We start from the raw sequence: 16,506 nt of genomic DNA on the forward strand, positions 1-16,506 counted from the left end.
TTTGCCCTCTCGGCCTTGAGTGAAATGCTAGAGTGGGTCTCCTTGCCAGGCGCGTTCCAGCAGGCTGAGAAGGGCGGCACCGTCGATCGGCCTGGGGTTGAACAAGGGTGCCTTCAGAGTTTCTTCCGCGATCGCCGGAAGTGCTTCGAAGGCGATTCCTTGGGACCGAAGATCGGTCGGGGCGCCGATGGACATGGCCAGCTCGCGCAGGGCGTGCCCGGGACCGCCCCTAAGGCGTTGCGCGAGCTCGGGTGCGGCATCCAGGATCGGACTTGCATTGTAGTCGGCGACGTACGGCAGGATCACGCTGTTGGAGACGCCATGCGCCAAGTCGTGACGCCCGCCGAGAATGTGGCAGATGCGATGATGCAGCCGGATACCGACCCATTGAACCATCAACCCCCCGATGAAACCGCCGTAGAGAGCACGGGATCGACCTGATAGGTCGGATGGTCGGGCACAGCTTGCCGGTAGGCCGTCGAAGAAGGCCTCGACGCCCTGGATCGCGAGGAGGCGAGACACCGGATCTGCGCTTTCGGGATAGAGGGCCTCGATACAGTGGGCGAGCCCGTTCATGCCCGTTTGAGCGGTTTCGACAGCTCCGAGCGTCAAGGTCAGATTGGGATCGTAGATGACCGTTTGCGGTTTTGCCGCCGGATCGCGGCTGGTCTTTTTTTCATGCCCGACCTTGGCCCCATAGATGGGCGTCATCTCGGCCCCTGAGTAGGTCGTGGGAGCAACGACGCTGACCAGTCCGGCGCGCACCCTCAAGTTCTTGGCCACTCCGATCGCGGACCCGCCGCCCAGGGTAAAAATTCCGTCGGCCTGGACCTCACGCGCCGCAGCCAAGGCGGCATCGACGGTCTCGATGGGGCAGTGGGCCACGATGTCCGTGAACTGACCGACCACCTGGTCGCCCATTGCCTCGATCAGCTCCGGAATACGCGCTAGCATTCTCGGGGACGCCACGACCAGACAGCGACGGGCACCCAGGGCCGCCAGCTCGCTTGATGCTCGTTCGATCTGGCCCTGGCCGAACAGGACCCGGTTCGCGAGGCTGTCGAAGGTCCAGGCCGATGTCATGCGCCGGGCTCGGGCAGAACGCTCAAGACCCGCTGAAACGCCTCTTCGGCAGCGCGGTCGTCAAAGACCCCCTCTCTCAGCGGATTGAAGAAACCGTGTCCGGCTCCCGGATAGAGAAAGACCTCGGCGTCGGGTTTGGATGTAACAGCCTCCTGCAGCAGTCGCGTGGTCGCGACCGGTACATGCTCATCCTGATCGCCGACATGGATCTGAAGTGGACAGTCAATCGTCGCGAAAAGATCGAGATCTTGTTCCAGTCGGACGCCGTAGAAGGAAATGATCGCTGCAGCCTCGATCCGAGAACCGAGATGGACGGCGACCTTTCCGCCCAGACAGAAGCCGATGACGGACGCAGGCCCGGTGCTACCGGTAATCGCCTTCAGCGGCTCGACCATGTTGACCAGATCGCTGACCCCCTGGTTGAGATCAAAGGCCTGCATCATCCCAAACGCCCTGGTTCGGTCCTCCGGCGAATAGCCGAGGTCGAGGCGAGCGGTCTGGCGCCAGAACAGGTCGGGAAGGGCGACGCGGTAGCCGGCTTGCGCGAACCGGCGGGCCTTGACCTTCATCGCCTTGTTCACACCGAAGATTTCTTGGAGCATGATGATGAGCGGACGAGGGCCTTGGCCTGTGGGTCCGACGAGGTAGACGCCCAGATTGCCTTCGGGCACCGCTCTGTCGCGCCAGCCTTCGTCTAGCCCGCCGCTCATCGCGATTGGATCGGGCCCCATCAGGATTCCACCCCCTCTTGACGGTAGAGGCCGAGAGCGCGCATCGCGGGCTCGTCCGTCACCGAATAGAGAACCGCATCCTGCGTTCTGGCCGAATGGCTGTGGGTGACCCAATTCGGCACCACAAAAACATCGTTGGGACCCCAGTCGAAGGTTTGGCCGCCGATCTCGGAGCGACCTTGCCCCTCGAGAACGCAATAGACGGTGCTGGCCATCCGACGCTGTGGTCGCGTGGTTTCGCCAGCGCGCAGAAGTTGGCTCCGGAACGACATGGCCGGCATCACCGGGCCTCCCGTGACCGGATCGACATATTCGACGATCACACCGTCATATGGGCTGCCCTCGTAGTCCCGCATGCGATCCAGGGCCCGTCGCGTGTCGGCCCAACGATAGACGAACTGGGGAGAGTGCTGGGTGACGCCGCGATTGTGGTCGACGAACAGGGGTTTTACTCCGCCCGTCGCATAAAGATTGCTTGAGTGGTTCGCAGGTGCCGTAACCGACTGGACCGCCTTGGCCGTCGCGACATCTCCCTCGTCTTCCGTATAGTCGAACTCGAAGACCGTGGCGTCCAGGCTCTCGATGAGCGGGACGTTGAGGACATCGACCCAGATGACGGCGTCCTGACCTTCGTTGCCGTGATCGTGCCACAGCCCTGACGGCGTCAAGATCAGATCCCCGCGCCCCATGGTGAGCTTCTCGCCGCCCACAACCGTATAACCGCCGTCACCCTCCAAGACGAACCGGCTGGCGGAAGGGGTGTGCCGGTGGACGGGAGCAACCTCGCCTGGATTGTAGAGGGAATAGGCCGCGAACAGCGTGTGGCTGATGTAGGGTTTCCCCTCCAGGCCTGGGTTCGCAAAAACCAAGGCGCGCCGTTCGGCTTCCTCGATCGGCACGATGTCTGCAGCCACACGCAGGCGCGGTTCGATATCCGCCCAAGACCATTTGCAGGGCTTCACGCGATTTCTCGGGGCCTTCAGCTCGATATCGCCGCGCTGGGCCCAGAACTCCACGAGGTTGAGCGCGCTGGCGTCGGTGGCGAGCAGCTCCCGCTCTGACGGTCGCGATTTATCCAAAGCCAACATGATCGTTATCTCCTAAACGCGTACCAAGTTACGCATGTCGTAACATGGTACGCAATACGTAATTTATAGGGACTTGGGTTGATCATGAGCGCGACGTACACACGCGCATGACAAACGACTCGAAATCACCGCGGGCCGGCCGCGAGCCCGCAGGGGTCCAATCCGTTGAAATCGCAGGGCAGGTTCTCAAGGCCATCGCGACGGGATCCGCGTCCTTGGCCGATATCGCCCGCCAGGCCGACATACATCCGAGTAAGGTGCATCGGTACCTGGCCAGCCTGATCCGGGCCGAGCTTGTTGAGCCTGATCTGCATCGCGGACGTTATCGCGCGGGACCGTTGGCGCTCAGCCTGGGTCTGGGTCGCCTGCGAGACAATGATTTCGTTTCAATTGCCACGCCGTATCTCTCCGTATTGAGAGACGACACCGAAGAGACCGCCCTTTTGAGCCTCTGGGCGGATAGAGGACCGATCGTCCTGAAACTCGAAGAGAGCGCGCGGCCCGTCTTTCTGAACGTGAGGGTGGGCTCGGTACTACCGCTCCTCAGAACCGCCAGCGGCAGGGTATTCCTCTCATATCTTCCAGATAGCCTCACGCAAGCACTGGTCGACTCTGAGATCGCAATGGGATCGCATTTCGGAATGCAGGACGTCGCTGACATCAAGGCCTCCGTTCGTTCAAACGGGGTGGCGTGCGTGAATGGCAGCCTGGTGTCCGGAGTGAATGCAGTTGCGGCACCTGTCTTCGACTTTAACCGTTCGATCGTCGGCGTGATCGGATTGCTAGGACGAGACATTGATTTAGATGCGACACCGGAAAGCACGGCTAGCCGGCGCGTTATGAGTATCTCGTCAGAGATATCTCAGAAGTTAGGAGCGCTGTGACGTTTCGCTCCCTTCTGCAAAATCCAGCGCCGCCGCATGACGTGACCCCCTGAAACTCCTCCAGGAATAGCTAGAGTCCGCCCAACGAAGGACGGACAGAATGAAGCGATCGAGGTTCACGGAAGAGCAGATCATCGGGATCCTGCGGGAGCAGGAGGCCGGTGTAGCGACGGCGGAGGTGTGCCGACGCCACGGGGTCAGCTCGGCGACCTTTTACAAATGGAAGGCCAAGTTTGGCGGGCTCGACGTGTCGGAGGCTCGGCGGCTCAAGGCGCTCGAGGATGAGAACGCCCGGCTGAAGCGGATGCTGGCGGACGCGATGCTGGACAACGTGGCCCTGAAGGACCTGCTGGGAAAAAAGTGGTGACGCCCGCCGGCTATCGCGAGGCGGCTGGCCATCTGCAGGCCGCCTACGAGATGAGCGAAAGGCGGGCGTGCCGTGTTCTGGGCGTCGATCGGACGAGCGTGCGCTATCAGGCGACGCGCCCGGACGACGGCGCTCTGCGCGACCGGCTGAAGGCCCTGGCCCAGGAACGTCGACGGTTCGGCTATCGTCGCCTGCACGTGCTGCTGCGGCGCGAGGGCCATGCGGTCAACAGGAAACGGGTCCAGCGGATCTATCGCGACGAGCAACTGACGGTGCGCCGGCGCGGCGGCCGGAAGCGAGCGATGGGCACGCGGCGACCGCTGGACCTGCCGCTGGCGCCCAACCAGCGCTGGTCGCTGGACTTCGTCGCAGACCAGCTGACGGACGGGCGGCGCTTCCGCATCCTGACGGTGATCGATAACTGTACGCGCGAGTGCCTGGCGCTGGTGGCCGACACCTCGCTGTCGGGCGCGCGGGTCGTGCGGGAGTTGGACGCCGTCATCCGGCAGCGAGGGCGGCCCGACACCATCGTCAGCGACAACGGCACGGAGTACACCTCGAACGCGGTCCTGGCCTGGGCCGACGACACCGGCGTCGGCTGGCACTACATCGCGCCGGGCAAGCCCCAGCAGAACGGCTTCAACGAAAGCTTCAACGGGCGGCTGCGTGACGAGCTGCTGAACGAGACGCTGTTCCGCTCGCTGCCGCACGCTCGCGCCGTGCTGGAGGCGTGGCGACGCGATTACAACGAGCAGCGTCCGCACTCGAAGCTCGGGTGGCTGACGCCGCAGGCTTATGCAGAAGCGCTCACCGGACACATCGGCCGGCCTGCTGCGCTGGTTGATGGCTGCGCAGACCGGCCTCTTGCCAACCCAGCCGATCACAGCTCAGATCAACCTAGGACTCTCGTTATGGCTGGATGAGAAACGGGGGTCACGTCACGCACATTCGATCGGCGAGCGTAAGGCTGGGCACAGATGGGCCCGAAAACCAACGCGCTGACGTGACGCGCCTTATGGTGCGGGTGGCCGGGGTCGAACCGGCACTCCTCTCGGAACTGGATTTTGAATCAGACGCGTCTACGCCAATCTATCCGGCGGAAGCGGTGGAACTCCCTAATGGTAGGTGGGGGCATAATGGCTGCACACCTAAGAAGCACCTGAACCGCGGGCAATAAATACCGATCATCAATATCTTAGCGTTGGCGAAATACAGGCTTGCTGCACCTATACGGCACCTAGGCGAATCGCTCATGCCGGAAAGGTCTGCAACATCCGAGAACACGCCCGCCTTTTTGCCGCCGCCGCCCTGTCGCTCCGCTCCCCACGGCCCACTACTCTTTCCATGATCGATCGGGACGCCAATGCTCCGTCCACGACCTTACGTGATCGGGAGTGCTACCATGCAGGAGCAAACGTTTCTGACCGCCGACGAGGTGTCGAGGCGCTATCGAGGGGAGATCAGCGTCGGCACGCTGCGGAACTGGAGATCGATGAGGGTCGGTCCAGCGTTCGTGAAGATCGGCAAGGCGGTCTTGTACCCGATTGACCAACTCGAGGCATGGGACCACAAGAACCTCGTGGCCTGTCGTGCCTCACCCAGCGCGATCCAGATGGACCGGGATCAGGCGTGATTGACACGTAGGCGCACGATGTTCAGACCTCAAATGCCGCTCTCAGCACTCAACACGAGCGCTATAAACGACAGCTTTTACAGTATCTTAGCTGAGACCATCTGCATGCTGCACAACCACCCTTCCGGCGACCCGACGCCCAGCCGCGCCGACATCGAGATCACCAAACAGGTTGTGCAGGCCGGCCGCGCCCTTAATGTCGAGGTTCACGACCATCTGGTCGTCGGTCGCGACGGGGTGGCCAGCTTCAAACAATTGGGTCTGATGTGATGATCAATCTGTCGCGCCGCAGCCTGATCGCCGCGTCTGGCCTGGCGGCGGCGTCGGCGGCCAGAGCGAGTTCGGCGGACACGACGTCTGTCGTCATGGCCTCGACCTGGGACTTCGGCGCGGCAGCCAACGCCGAAGGCTGGAGGGTGCGCCAGAGCGGCGGCTCGGCCCTGGACATGGTCGAGGCGGCGGCCCGCGTGCCCGAGGCGGACCCGACCAACGCCTCGGTCGGCCTGGGCGGCTATCCGGACAGGGACGGCCATGTGACCCTGGACGCCGTGATCATGGACGACGCCGGCGGTCTGGGCGCCGTCTGCGCCCTTGAGGACGTGGTTCACGCCGTCTCGGTCGCGCGCCGTGTGATGGAGAAGACCCCGCACGTCATCCTGGTCGGGGCCGGCGCGCGGGATTTCGCCCTGTCAGAAGGGTTTGAGACGACGAATTTGCTGACGCCCCAGGCCGAGGCCGCCTGGCGCGAATGGCTGAAGACCGCCCGCTACGCCCCGCGCGCCAACAGCGAGAACGACGACTGGCGCCGGGCCGGCGCCGGCGGGGTTCTGGATCATGACACGATCGGCGTCCTGGGCCGCGACGCGACCGGCCGCATGGCCGGGGCCTGCACCACCTCCGGCATGGCGTTCAAGATGCGGGGCCGCGTGGGCGACAGTCCGATCGTGGGCGCCGGTCTGTTCGTCGACGGCGAGGTCGGCGCCGCCACGGCGACCGGGGTGGGTGAAGAGGTGCTGCGGGTCTGCGGCGCCCACGCCGTGGTCGAGGCCATGCGTCACGGAATGGACCCGGCGACCGCCTGTCGGCAGACGATCGAACGGATCGCCCGGCTGCGGGGGCGGGCCGTCGCCGAGGCCCAGGTCGGGCTTCTGGCCCTGACCAAGGCGGGGCGCGTCGGGGCCTTCGCCCTTCAGCCCGGCTTCACCTACGCCGTCACACGCGCCGACGGGGCGACCGAAATCTTGAACGCCGAAAGCCTGTTCGGATGAACCGGCCGACCCTGACCACCCAACGTCTGGTGCTGACGCCGGTCGATCTGGCCGACCTTGAGGACCTGCAAGCCCTCTGGGCCGATGCGGACTTTACGCGCCACATCACCGGCCGTCCCATGACCACCGAGGAGGTCTGGTTCCGCCTGCTGCGCGACCTGGGCCAATGGGGCGTAAGGGGCTACGGCAGTTGGACGATCCGCCTGATCGAAGGCGGCGCCTATGTGGGCAATGTCTCGATCCTGGATCATCGACGGCTGATCGATCCGCCGATCGACGATCCGGAACTGGGCTGGGGCCTGGCGCCCGCCTTCCAGGGACGGGGCTTTGCGAAAGAGGCCCTGGAGGCGGCCCTGGCCTGGGCCGACGCCCATCTGAGGGCGGCGCGGACCCTGTGCATGATTTCGCCCGACAATCCGGCCTCCGTTCGCCTGGCCGAGCGGGTCGGCTACCGCCCCTATCGGCGCACCACCTATAGGGACGAGCCGGTTCAGCTGTTCGAACGACCCGGGGGTGCGAACTGGGCGCGAACTGAGCGCGAACCGGGTGCAGGCTGACCGAACCGGCCCCGCCGTAGTCCGTCGTTAAGGTTTATGGGGCAGTCTGACGCGACCAGATCGAAGGCCCGCCCATGCCCATGTCCGTCGAAACCTTGCGTCGGCATCTGATCGACGCCTTTCCCGACGCGGAAATCGCCATCGAAGACCTCGCCGGGGACGGCGATCATTATCGCGCCCGCATCGTTTCCAACGCCTTTGCGGGCCTGGCGCGCGTGCGCCAGCATCAGTTGGTCTACGCCGCCCTGAAGGGACAGATGGGCGGCGCCCTGCACGCCCTGGCCCTGGAAACCTCAGCCCCGTCCGACAAGGGGTGATCGGATGCGCTATCGTCCCTTCGGCGCCTCGGGCGCGGCGATTTCCAATCTGACGCTCAGCTTCGGCCCCGGCTGCCTGGCGCGGGGACGCGAAGCGGCGCTGGACCTGCTCTACTCGGCGCTTGAGGCGGGCATCAACGCCTATCGGCTGGAGACCGCCGATTCCGTTCTGGCCGAGATTCTGGGTGAAGCCCTGTCCCACGTGGACCGCAAACTGGTGTGCGTGGCCCTGACCCTGGGCGCCGACCGCGACTTTTCGGCCGAAGCCATGACCGCCGCCCTGGATCGCGTGCTGCACTTCTCGCGCCTGGGGTGGATCGACATCGCCATCCTGCAGGAACCGGGGGAACACGAACTGTCGCAACAGGCGCTGAACGCTCTGAAGGCGGCGCGGGCGGCCGACCGCGTCAAACTGCTGGGCGTGGCGGGTTCGGGCGACGTCATGGACGCCTATATCTCCACCGGCGCCTTCGACGTCCTGGCGACGCCGTTCGACATCAATGCTGACTGGAAGCGGCGCAACCGCCTGCGCGCCGCACGCGAACAGGACATGGCCGTCATCGCCTATGACTTCTACACCGACCGTCGCGCCAGGCCGCGCGGCCCAGAGACCGTCGCCAAAAAGGGCCTGTTCGGTCTGGGCGCGCCCAAGCCGCCGCAACGTTCTGGCGGACCGGACGCCTTCGGCTTTCTGTATCGCACCCCCGGCTGGTCGGCCGAGTCCATCTGCCTGGGCTATGTGCTGACCGAGACGACGATCTCCAGCGTCATCGTGCGCGCCACCGACCCCGACCATCTGCGGATCTTGGCCGAGACGCCCGAGCGCGATCTGCCGCCGTCCCTGGCCGCCCAGATCGAAATGGGTCGCGTCGCCGCCTCGGCCGCGGCCTGACGGGCCGCGTCAGAACCGCGTCGGTTCGCCGCGCCTTGACCCGGCGGCCCCCTCTCCCTAGCTGACGGTCTTCGCGAAAGGCTTCTCCCGTGACCGACACCGTTTCCGCCGACCCCGTCCACGCCTTCATCAGCGACACCGTGAGCCAGCACGACGTCGTCCTGTTCATGAAGGGCACGCCGGACCAGCCGCGCTGCGGCTTCTCGTCCCTGGCGGTGCAGATTCTCGACCATGTGGGCGCGCCCTTCGTCGGCGTCGACGTCTTGCAGGACGAGGCCCTGCGCGAAGGCGTCAAGACCTTCACCGACTGGCCCACCATTCCGCAGCTTTATGTGAAGGGCGAATTCGTCGGCGGCTCGGACATCGTGCGCGAGATGTTCCAGGCCGGCGAGCTTCAGGCCCTGATGGCCGAAAAGGGCGTGGCCCTGGACGGGGGCGCGGGCGAGGCCTGATGGCGCGTCCCGCCCTGACGCCGCGCGAGGACCGGGAGGTCTTCGTCGTCCCGCTGCAGGTCCGGCCCGACCATATCGACGCCAACGGCCATGTGAACAATGTGGTCTATGTCGGCTGGCTTCAGGACGTCGGCACGGCCCATTGGAACGCCCGGTTCGACGAAGCGACGCGGGCCCGCTGGTCCTGGGTCGCCCTGCGGCACGAGATCGACTATCTGCGCGCCATAGAGCCGAACGCGACCGGCGTCATGGCCCGTACCTGGGTCGGCGATCCCCAGGGGCCGCGGTTCAACCGCTATGTCCGGATCGAGGACGGCCAGGGCCGGCTGTGCGCTCAGGGCGTGTCCGAATGGTGCCTGGTGGACGCCGCCACCTTGAGGCCGCACCGCATCCCCCCGCCGATGGTCGCCGTCTTTTCGACGACGACCGAGGCGACGGCTATTTCAGCGGATTGACGATGCGGGCCGGGGTTCCCGGCTCCAGACCCAGTTCGGCATAGGTCCAGCGCAGTTCGACCCCGTCGGGAACCAGGGCCTTGCACAGGTCCTGTTTGGTCCGGCGCAGGGTGATTTCGGTCGGATCATTGTCGGCGATCGACACTTCGAAATCCGACGCCTGGGTGCAGCCGTTGGAATCGACCCGCGCCACCAGGGCGCCGTCGGCGAAGCGGGCCTCGCGGATGGCCTCCGCCGGAGGCCCGTCCTTGCGCGAGACGTTGACCGAGACATTCTCGCCGGCTTCGCTGTCATAGATGACGCAGCCGGCCAGCAGCGGTGCGGCCAGGGCGCCGACCGCCAGGATGCGCAGCCCCCGCATCATTGGTCGGACGCCGGGGTGGTGATGACCCGGGTGGTCGGCTTTTCGGTCGAAACGATGATGCAGCCCGACAGCAGCGGGGCGGCGATGGCGATGGCGAGAGCGAGGCGAAGCATTGGTGTTCCCCAGTTGAAGCTTGAGCCTTTTGTGACGCGCTCACCGCCGCCACACACGTGAATTTTCGGCAAGCCAGGTGAACAATCGGAAAGGTCGGGCTTGATCCGCTTCGAAACAGACATAGTTGCAGTCGCCGCCCACCGGACCTGCCCGCCATGAGCCGCCTCTTCTCGCCCCACGCCCTCGGCCCCCTGACCCTGCGCAATCGCATCGTCGTGGCGCCCATGTGCCAGTATTCCGCGATCGACGGCGCGCCCCAGCCCTGGCACCACCAGCACATCGGCCGGCTGGCCCTGTCCGGCGCCGGCCTAGTCATCATCGAGGCGACGGGCGTCACGCCCGAGGGCCGCATCACCCCGGACGACGTCGGCCTGTGGAACGACGAACAGGCCCAGGCCTTCGCCGACATCCTTCGCGGCGTGCGGACCTATTGCGACACTCCGATCGGGATTCAGCTGGGCCATGCGGGACGCAAGGCCTCGACCGCCGCGCCGTGGAAGGGGGGCGGCCCTCTGGCGGCCGAGGACGGAGCCTGGACCACCTACGGCCCCTCGGCCCTGCCCTTCCGCGAGGATTGGCATACCCCGTTGGAGATGACCGAGGCCGACATGAACCATGTGGTCGCCGCCTTCGAGGCGGCGGCGCGCCGGGCGGACCAGGCAGGCTTCGACCTGGTCGAACTGCACGCCGCCCATGGCTATCTGCTGAGCGAATTCCTGTCACCCCTGTCGAACCGCCGCACCGACGCCTACGGCGGCTCGGCCGAGAACCGGGCGCGCTTTCCCCTGCGCGTCGCAAAGGCCTTGCGCGAGGCCTGGCCTCGGACCAAGGCCCTGGGCGCGCGCTTCAACGGTTCGGACTGGGTCGAGGGCGGCGTGGCGCTGGAGGAGGCCGTCGCCTTCGGCCAGGCGCTGCACGGCTTGGGTTACGACTATCTGCACCTGTCCTCGGGCGGCAACGTCCCCCGCGCCCCGATCCCCGGCGACCAGCCCGGCTATCAGGTCCGCTTCGCCGAGGCGGTCAAACAGGCGGCGCCCCAGGCCAGCGTCATGGCCGTGGGCATGATCTTCGATCCCCACCAGGCCGAGGCGATCGTCGCCTCAGGACAGGCCGATCTGATCGCGGTGGCCCGCGCCGTGCTCGACGATCCCAACTGGGCCCATCACGCCGCCGTCGCCCTGGGTCAGGACGAAGGTCTGCCGCCCCAGTACGAACGCGCCGGCAAGGCCCACTGGCCCGGATACGGCCGCTGAGGGCCGATCAGGTCTGGGGCAGCTGATAGGGATTGTTGACGCTGACGGGCGAGCCGGGCGCCAGCCCCAACTCTTCGAACGACCATTTCAGCTCGACGCCGCGGATCGAGGGCTTGTCGCACCTGTCTTCGTCGATCCGGCGCAGGGTGATGATCGCGTCCCCGCCCTTGATGCTGACGATGGGGATCAGATCCTCCTTGCGGGTGCAGCCGTTGGAGCTGACCCAGAAGACCGCCTGGTCCTTGGTGAAGGCCGCTGCATGGATCGGCTCCAGGGCGCCGGGCATGCCGACGGTCGAGACGGTCGGCCCGTCCAGACCGCCCGCACAGGCGGCCAAGCTCGCCGATGCGGCGGCGATCAAAGCCAAGCGTTTCATGATGGAGTCGTGCAACGGACGACCTCCCCTGCCTCAAAGCCTGAACCGGCCGAGAATGCGCCTGTTCGCTCCTTGAGGGAACAGCATAAAGACGAAGGGCCCCGGACGAATCCGAGGCCCTCAACTGAACACTTCAAAGGGACGACCAAGGGGCTCAAGTAGCCCGAAGGGCGATAGCCCCCTTGAAGAAAGCTTCGTAAGCTCCGCTTACGAAGCGTAGTATTCGACGACCAGGTTCGGTTCCATCTTGACGGCGTAGGGCACGTCCGACAGTTCCGGCACGCGGACGTAGCGGACGGCGAACGAACGGTCCGACAGTTCCAGATAGTCCGGCACGTCGCGTTCCGACGACTGCTGGGCTTCCAGCACCAGGGCCATGTTGCGCGACTTTTCCTTCACCGAGACGACGTCGTCGGGCTTCACGCGATAGGAGCCGATGTCGACCTTCTTGCCGTTGACCAGGACGTGGCCGTGGCTGACGAACTGGCGGGCGGCCCAGACGGTGGGCACGAACTTGGCGCGATAGACGATGGCGTCCAGGCGCGATTCCAGCAGGCCGATCAGGTTTTCCGAGGTGTTGCCCTTGCGGCGAGCAGCCTCGTCATAGGTCTTGGCGAACTGCTTCTCGGTGATGTTGCCGTAGTAGCCCTTCAGCTTCTGCTTGGCCTTCAGTTGCAGGCCGAAGTCAGAGACCTTGGACTTGCGGCGTTGGCCGTGCTGACCGGGACCGTAGGAACGCTTGTTGACCGGAGACTTGGCGCGACCCCACAGGTTTTCACCCATGGCGCGGTCGATCTTGTATTTGGCGCTGTGGCGCTTGGACATTCTATTCTCTTTTCGACGATGCGGCCCGGCGTCCCCTGAATTGGGGATGCGATCTCAACGGCGGTCCACGCATCTTCCGTCATGAATCCCGCCTGCGGCGAACCGAGGCGTGGAAGGCGGCGCTTATGGCCATGCAGGCTGTCGGAGTCAAGTCAGACAGGCCGTTAAGCACGATGGCGGGGAACCAAGCCGGGCCTCGCTTCTTTCCTGTTCCGACGCAGACCGCCGAGGAGAAGGGAGGATTGAAATGCGAACCGACGCCCCGCGCTTTCAGGCCGGCCTGTCCGACCGCGGGTTCGAGACGCTGAAGCGCCGACTGGTTGATCTGGTCGAGCCGCTCAGCGACCACCAGCTGCTGGATCTGGCCGACGGCATCCACGACCTGCTGCGCCAGCGCCGCACCGTGCGCCGCCATCACGCCGAGCGGATGAACGACCGGCTGCGCGACGGCCTGCCCATCTGACGAAAACACCCGCCGGAGGTCTCTCCGGCGGGTGTTCGTTCGGCTTGCCTAAGCCCGCCGTTATTGGGCGACCGCGGCGGCGTACAGTTCGTTGACCTTGTTCCAGTTCACCACCGTCCAGAACGACTTCAGATAGTCGGCGCGGCGGTTCTGGTACTTCAGATAATAGGCGTGCTCCCAGACGTCGGCGCCCAGGACGACCTCGCCCCGCTCCTCGACCACATCCATCAGCGGATTGTCCTGGTTCGGGGTGGAGGTGATCTTCAGCTTGCCGTTCTGCACGATCAGCCAGGCCCAGCCCGAGCCGAACTGGGCGGCGCCGGCGGCGTTGAAGTCTTCCTTGAACTTGTCCATGCCGCCCAGGTCGCGGTCGATGGCGGCGGCCAGCTCGGCCGAGGGTTCACCCGCCTGACCCGCCGGGGCCAGCAGTTCCCAGAACAGGCTGTGGTTCCAGTGACCGCCGCCGTTGTTGCGCACGGCCTTGGGCGCGGTCGAGATGCTGGTGAAGATCTCTTCCAGAGTCTTGTTCTGAAGCGAGGCGTCGGCGTCGACCGCCTTGTTCAGATTGTCGACATAGGTCTGATGGTGCTTGTCATGGTGGAAGGTCATCGTCTCCTTGTCGATGGCCGGCTCCAGCGCGTCATAGGCATAGGGCAGCGGGGGCAGGGTGAAGGCCATGGGGAGTTTCCTCTCGCGACAGATTTCCGATACGCCTCATCTAGGCGCCCGTTCGTGAAACCCAAGCGACGACGCCCGGATTCGTTCCGACTTATCGACCGGGAACGGTCAAGCTGGCAAGTTGGACTTCAGACAGTCGCGCACGGCCCGTTTCAGATCGCCCGACGCATTGGGCTCGTCCACCCCTTCCGCAGCGAGGACCGCCCGCACGGCGGCGTCCAGCCCGCCCGGCAGGGCCGCGATCACGCGCTTTTGCCCCTTCTCATGCAGGCAAAAGCCCACCTCGCGGCACAGGGCGGAAAACATCGGCTCATAGGGATCGGGGGCGTTCATGCCGTCCCCTTAACATCAGGGGATCAGACGGGACAGCCAGTGCGCCAGGTTCAGCGCAAACTGCTGATCGTCGTGCCCTTCAGTGTTGAGACCGAACCGAACCGGCGCGCGGTCCGGCTGGTCGGGAAAACGAATGATCTGGGCGGTCAACATCGCCGCCTCGCCCAGCACCACCACCCGCCCCCGTCCAAAGGAGAAGGCCAGACCCTGGGCGGGTAACGCCGGTCGCGTGTGCCCGCTGAATAGGGTTTCGGCCCGCTCGCCTCGGGCCAGGCCCTCCCGAACGGCTTGCAAGGCCTCTCTGTCGGTCGCCTCCAGAGCGTCCGCGCTCATCGCCATCAAGATGGTGGAGCCGGCGGGGCCCTCCAGCGACTGGCCCGTAAAGGTCTTCACGACGCGGACGCGCTCGGCTTCATTTCGCCCGGCGATGATGGGATGATCGCCCAGGGCCTGAGACGGAAAGGTCAGGTTGGCGGTCAGATCGTCGCCTATCCGCTGAAAGGCGTAGCCCTTGCCCATTTTGACGCCGAACCGCTCCGCCAGGGCCTCCGCCGCCGAACCGTGGGGCGCATGATCGGCGACCAGCAGCAGCGAGCCGCCCTGGCTGACCCAGTTGGCCGCCGCTTCGATTTCGCCGGGATCGAAGGCTGAAATGCGAGATCCGTCTTCGGGAGCGGCGGGATTGACGACCACCAGCACCGCGACGTCCCGCAGCGCGCCGGCCTCGTCCAGACGCCCGCGCCCCGCCTCCACCCGATAGCCGTCGGCGCGCAGCAGGGCGGCGAAACCCGCATAGCGTCCCTCGATCGTCTGAAGGCTGCCGTGCCCCTGATCAATGCGGATCAACGGCCCCGCCTCGGCATAGGCGGGAACGACGCCCTGGGGCCTCCAATCCAGATCGCCGGACTGCTCTTGCGCCGCCGACGCCCCGGCCGAAAGGCACAAGGCCAAGCCGGCAAACAGCGTCAGCCGAAGGCTCATGATTCTAGCCCCTCAACCGCGCGGCGTGGAAGGCGACGTGGTCGGCGATGAAGCTGGTCATGAAGAAGTAGGAGTGGTCATAGCCGGGCTGCAGCCGCAGGGTCAGGCCCTGGCCTGAGGCCTCGGCGGCCGCGCGCAGCAGTTCGGGCTTCAGCTGGTCGGTCAGGAAGCTGTCGGCGTCGCCCTGGTCCACCAATATGTCGTCATACGCGCCGCGCGCGGCGCCGGCCTCGATCAGCCTGGCGGCGTCGTGACGCGCCCATTCGGCCCGGTCCTCGCCCAGATAGGCGGTGAAGGCCTTTTCGCCCCAGGGGCAGCGCGTCGGCGAACAGATGGGGGCGAAGGCGGAGACCGAACGGAACAGGTCCGGATGGCGCAGCGCCAGGGTCAGGGCGCCGTGGCCGCCCATGGAATGGCCGCTGATCGACCGGACGCCGGTGGTCGGGAACTCCGCGTCGATCAGGGCGATCAGTTCGTCCGTGACATAGGTTTCCATGCGGAAATGCGGCGCCCAGGGGTCCTGGGTCGCATCGACGTAGAAGCCCGCCCCCTGGCCCAGGTCATAGGCCGGATCATCGGCGACGCCGTCTCCGCGCGGGCTGGTGTCGGGCGCGACGATGATGAGGCCGTGCTCGGCGGCGGCGCGGTAGGCTCCGGCCTTGGTGGTGAAATTATCCTCGGTGCAGGTCAGGCCCGACAGCCAGATCAGCACGGGGAACGGCCCCTCCCCGCCCGGAACGAAGACCGACAGGGTCATGGGCGTGCCCGTGGCCGCGCTGTCGTGTTTCAGATAGCGAAGGGTTCCGCCGTGGACGGCGTGGGTCTTGGTGGTTTGGAGGGTCATTCGGCCTTGGCCTTGCTCGCGATCTCTTCATCGCCCAAGCGGCCTTCGGCGATAATGAGATCGCGCAGGTAGTCTTCCAACGTCTGATCCCGCGATCTTGCGATCAAGCGCAGCCGACCAATCAGCCCGTCGTCCAGTTCGAACTCAAGATCCGCCATAGCTCAGCCGACCCGGTGCACGGCGCAGATCTTGTTGCCCGACGGATCGCGCAGATAGGCCAGATACAGTTTGCCGAACGTCCCCTGGCGCAGGCCGGGCGGGTCTTCGATCGCGGTTCCGCCGGCCTCCACGCCCGCGGCGTGGAAGGCGTCGACCGCCGCCGTGTCCTTGGCCGCAAAGCCGATGGTGCCGCCGTTGGCGTGGCAGGCCGGTTCGCCGTCGATCGGCTTGCCCACGGCGAAGGCGCCGTGGGCCGTGCGCCACCAGTAGCGGCCCTTCGGATCAGGCCCCTGAGCGGCGTCGACGCCCAGCGCGCCGAGCGCGGCGTCATAGAAGCGGCGCGAAGCCTCGATGTCGTTCGCGCCGACGGTGACGTGGGTGAACATGGG

General features: G+C 65.7%; 24 protein-coding genes. 12 read left to right on the forward strand and 12 right to left on the reverse strand.

Features of this window, described 5'->3' with window-relative positions; all coding sequences use genetic code 11:
- Window positions 1-27: 27 nt before the first annotated feature.
- Genes JL11_RS00360 through JL11_RS00370 form a run of 3 tightly spaced genes read right to left on the reverse strand, consistent with a single transcriptional unit; the run spans window position 28 to window position 2,902 of the window.
- Entirely contained in the window at window positions 28-1,083 is a 1,056-nt protein-coding gene (locus JL11_RS00360; RefSeq protein WP_054763930.1) for a maleylacetate reductase, read from the reverse strand.
- The gene (locus JL11_RS00365; RefSeq protein ID WP_054763931.1) at window positions 1,080-1,814 is read right to left on the reverse strand and encodes a dienelactone hydrolase family protein; all 735 of its coding nucleotides are present in this window, start codon (window positions 1,812-1,814) and stop codon (window positions 1,080-1,082) included. Before JL11_RS00365 ends, JL11_RS00360 begins: the two co-directional genes overlap by 4 nt.
- On the reverse strand, window positions 1,814-2,902 hold the full coding sequence (locus JL11_RS00370) for a cupin domain-containing protein (protein ID WP_054763932.1): 1,089 nt from the start codon (window positions 2,900-2,902) through the stop codon (window positions 1,814-1,816). Before JL11_RS00370 ends, JL11_RS00365 begins: the two co-directional genes overlap by 1 nt.
- 107 nt (window positions 2,903-3,009) lie before the next feature.
- On the opposite strand from JL11_RS00370, the gene JL11_RS00375 reads away from it, so the two are divergent.
- The 10 genes from JL11_RS00375 to JL11_RS00420 all read left to right on the forward strand — a co-directional run bounded on the left by JL11_RS00375 (window position 3,010) and on the right by JL11_RS00420 (window position 9,727).
- Window positions 3,010-3,786: an IclR family transcriptional regulator gene (locus tag JL11_RS00375; protein ID WP_054763933.1), complete on the forward strand. Its 777-nt coding sequence runs from the start codon at window positions 3,010-3,012 to the stop codon at window positions 3,784-3,786.
- 100 nt (window positions 3,787-3,886) lie between these two features.
- Window positions 3,887-5,076, forward strand: a protein-coding gene (locus JL11_RS00385) for an IS3 family transposase (RefSeq protein ID WP_165906610.1) whose coding sequence is annotated in 2 segments (ribosomal slippage) — window positions 3,887-4,139 and window positions 4,139-5,076 — 1,191 coding nt in all. Because the reading frame shifts where the segments join, the coding sequence is not laid out codon by codon here.
- A gap of 479 nt (window positions 5,077-5,555) precedes the next feature.
- Window positions 5,556-5,786, forward strand: coding sequence for a helix-turn-helix transcriptional regulator (locus JL11_RS00390; protein WP_054763935.1), 231 nt, complete (start codon window positions 5,556-5,558; stop codon window positions 5,784-5,786).
- A gap of 33 nt (window positions 5,787-5,819) precedes the next feature.
- Window positions 5,820-6,056: a JAB domain-containing protein gene (locus JL11_RS17075; RefSeq protein WP_082382543.1), complete on the forward strand. Its 237-nt coding sequence runs from the start codon at window positions 5,820-5,822 to the stop codon at window positions 6,054-6,056.
- Window positions 6,056-7,054 carry a N(4)-(beta-N-acetylglucosaminyl)-L-asparaginase gene (locus JL11_RS00395; RefSeq protein ID WP_054763936.1) on the forward strand — a complete coding sequence of 333 codons (999 nt, stop codon included), beginning with the start codon at window positions 6,056-6,058 and terminating at the stop codon, window positions 7,052-7,054. Before JL11_RS17075 ends, JL11_RS00395 begins: the two co-directional genes overlap by 1 nt.
- Entirely contained in the window at window positions 7,051-7,611 is a 561-nt protein-coding gene (locus JL11_RS00400; RefSeq protein ID WP_054763937.1) for a GNAT family N-acetyltransferase, read from the forward strand. Before JL11_RS00395 ends, JL11_RS00400 begins: the two co-directional genes overlap by 4 nt.
- Before the next feature lie 74 nt (window positions 7,612-7,685).
- Window positions 7,686-7,928 carry a BolA/IbaG family iron-sulfur metabolism protein gene (locus tag JL11_RS00405; protein WP_054763938.1) on the forward strand — a complete coding sequence of 81 codons (243 nt, stop codon included), beginning with the start codon at window positions 7,686-7,688 and terminating at the stop codon, window positions 7,926-7,928.
- A gap of 4 nt (window positions 7,929-7,932) precedes the next feature.
- Entirely contained in the window at window positions 7,933-8,820 is an 888-nt protein-coding gene (locus JL11_RS00410; RefSeq protein ID WP_054763939.1) for an oxidoreductase, read from the forward strand.
- A gap of 89 nt (window positions 8,821-8,909) precedes the next feature.
- Window positions 8,910-9,272 (forward strand): Grx4 family monothiol glutaredoxin, encoded by a 363-nt coding sequence (gene grxD / locus JL11_RS00415; RefSeq protein ID WP_054763940.1) that lies wholly within the window; start codon window positions 8,910-8,912, stop codon window positions 9,270-9,272.
- On the forward strand, window positions 9,272-9,727 hold the full coding sequence (locus JL11_RS00420) for an acyl-CoA thioesterase (protein WP_054763941.1): 456 nt from the start codon (window positions 9,272-9,274) through the stop codon (window positions 9,725-9,727). Before grxD ends, JL11_RS00420 begins: the two co-directional genes overlap by 1 nt.
- On the opposite strand, the gene JL11_RS00425 is transcribed toward JL11_RS00420, so the two are convergent.
- On the reverse strand, window positions 9,711-10,091 hold the full coding sequence (locus JL11_RS00425) for a hypothetical protein (RefSeq protein ID WP_054763942.1): 381 nt from the start codon (window positions 10,089-10,091) through the stop codon (window positions 9,711-9,713). The genes JL11_RS00420 and JL11_RS00425 overlap by 17 nt on opposite strands.
- 269 nt (window positions 10,092-10,360) lie before the next feature.
- Between JL11_RS00425 and JL11_RS00430 the strand changes: the two genes are divergently transcribed.
- Window positions 10,361-11,458 (forward strand): NADH:flavin oxidoreductase/NADH oxidase, encoded by a 1,098-nt coding sequence (locus JL11_RS00430; RefSeq protein WP_054763943.1) that lies wholly within the window; start codon window positions 10,361-10,363, stop codon window positions 11,456-11,458.
- Between the two features lie 7 nt (window positions 11,459-11,465).
- Here the strand turns inward: JL11_RS00430 and JL11_RS00435 are convergent, their stop codons facing one another.
- Together JL11_RS00435 and rpsD are read right to left on the reverse strand one after the other, a co-directional pair.
- Entirely contained in the window at window positions 11,466-11,834 is a 369-nt protein-coding gene (locus JL11_RS00435) for a hypothetical protein (protein ID WP_054766727.1), read from the reverse strand.
- A gap of 207 nt (window positions 11,835-12,041) precedes the next feature.
- The gene (rpsD, locus tag JL11_RS00440; RefSeq protein ID WP_054763944.1) at window positions 12,042-12,659 is read right to left on the reverse strand and encodes a 30S ribosomal protein S4; all 618 of its coding nucleotides are present in this window, start codon (window positions 12,657-12,659) and stop codon (window positions 12,042-12,044) included.
- Between the two features lie 247 nt (window positions 12,660-12,906).
- On the opposite strand from rpsD, the gene JL11_RS00445 reads away from it, so the two are divergent.
- Window positions 12,907-13,122: a hypothetical protein gene (locus JL11_RS00445; protein ID WP_054763945.1), complete on the forward strand. Its 216-nt coding sequence runs from the start codon at window positions 12,907-12,909 to the stop codon at window positions 13,120-13,122.
- Between the two features lie 60 nt (window positions 13,123-13,182).
- Here the strand turns inward: JL11_RS00445 and JL11_RS00450 are convergent, their stop codons facing one another.
- The 6 genes from JL11_RS00450 to JL11_RS00470 form a co-directional block, all read right to left on the reverse strand.
- Complete coding sequence (locus tag JL11_RS00450; RefSeq protein ID WP_054763946.1) at window positions 13,183-13,800, reverse strand: superoxide dismutase; 618 nt, start codon at window positions 13,798-13,800, stop codon at window positions 13,183-13,185.
- 108 nt (window positions 13,801-13,908) lie between these two features.
- Window positions 13,909-14,133 carry a hypothetical protein gene (locus JL11_RS00455; RefSeq protein ID WP_054763947.1) on the reverse strand — a complete coding sequence of 75 codons (225 nt, stop codon included), beginning with the start codon at window positions 14,131-14,133 and terminating at the stop codon, window positions 13,909-13,911.
- 15 nt (window positions 14,134-14,148) lie between these two features.
- Window positions 14,149-15,114 (reverse strand): DUF4350 domain-containing protein, encoded by a 966-nt coding sequence (locus tag JL11_RS00460; protein WP_082382545.1) that lies wholly within the window; start codon window positions 15,112-15,114, stop codon window positions 14,149-14,151.
- Window positions 15,115-15,118: 4 nt separating this feature from the next.
- The gene (gene fghA, locus JL11_RS00465; RefSeq protein ID WP_054763949.1) at window positions 15,119-15,958 is read right to left on the reverse strand and encodes an S-formylglutathione hydrolase; all 840 of its coding nucleotides are present in this window, start codon (window positions 15,956-15,958) and stop codon (window positions 15,119-15,121) included.
- Window positions 15,955-16,116: a hypothetical protein gene (locus JL11_RS17335; RefSeq protein ID WP_156314131.1), complete on the reverse strand. Its 162-nt coding sequence runs from the start codon at window positions 16,114-16,116 to the stop codon at window positions 15,955-15,957. The genes fghA and JL11_RS17335 overlap by 4 nt, the downstream gene beginning before the upstream one ends.
- Window positions 16,117-16,119: 3 nt before the next feature.
- Complete coding sequence (locus tag JL11_RS00470; RefSeq protein WP_054763950.1) at window positions 16,120-16,503, reverse strand: VOC family protein; 384 nt, start codon at window positions 16,501-16,503, stop codon at window positions 16,120-16,122.
- Window positions 16,504-16,506 lie beyond the last annotated feature (3 nt).

Origin of the sequence: Brevundimonas sp. DS20 (genome assembly GCF_001310255.1) — a bacterium.
Classification (GTDB): domain Bacteria; phylum Pseudomonadota; class Alphaproteobacteria; order Caulobacterales; family Caulobacteraceae; genus Brevundimonas; species Brevundimonas aurantiaca.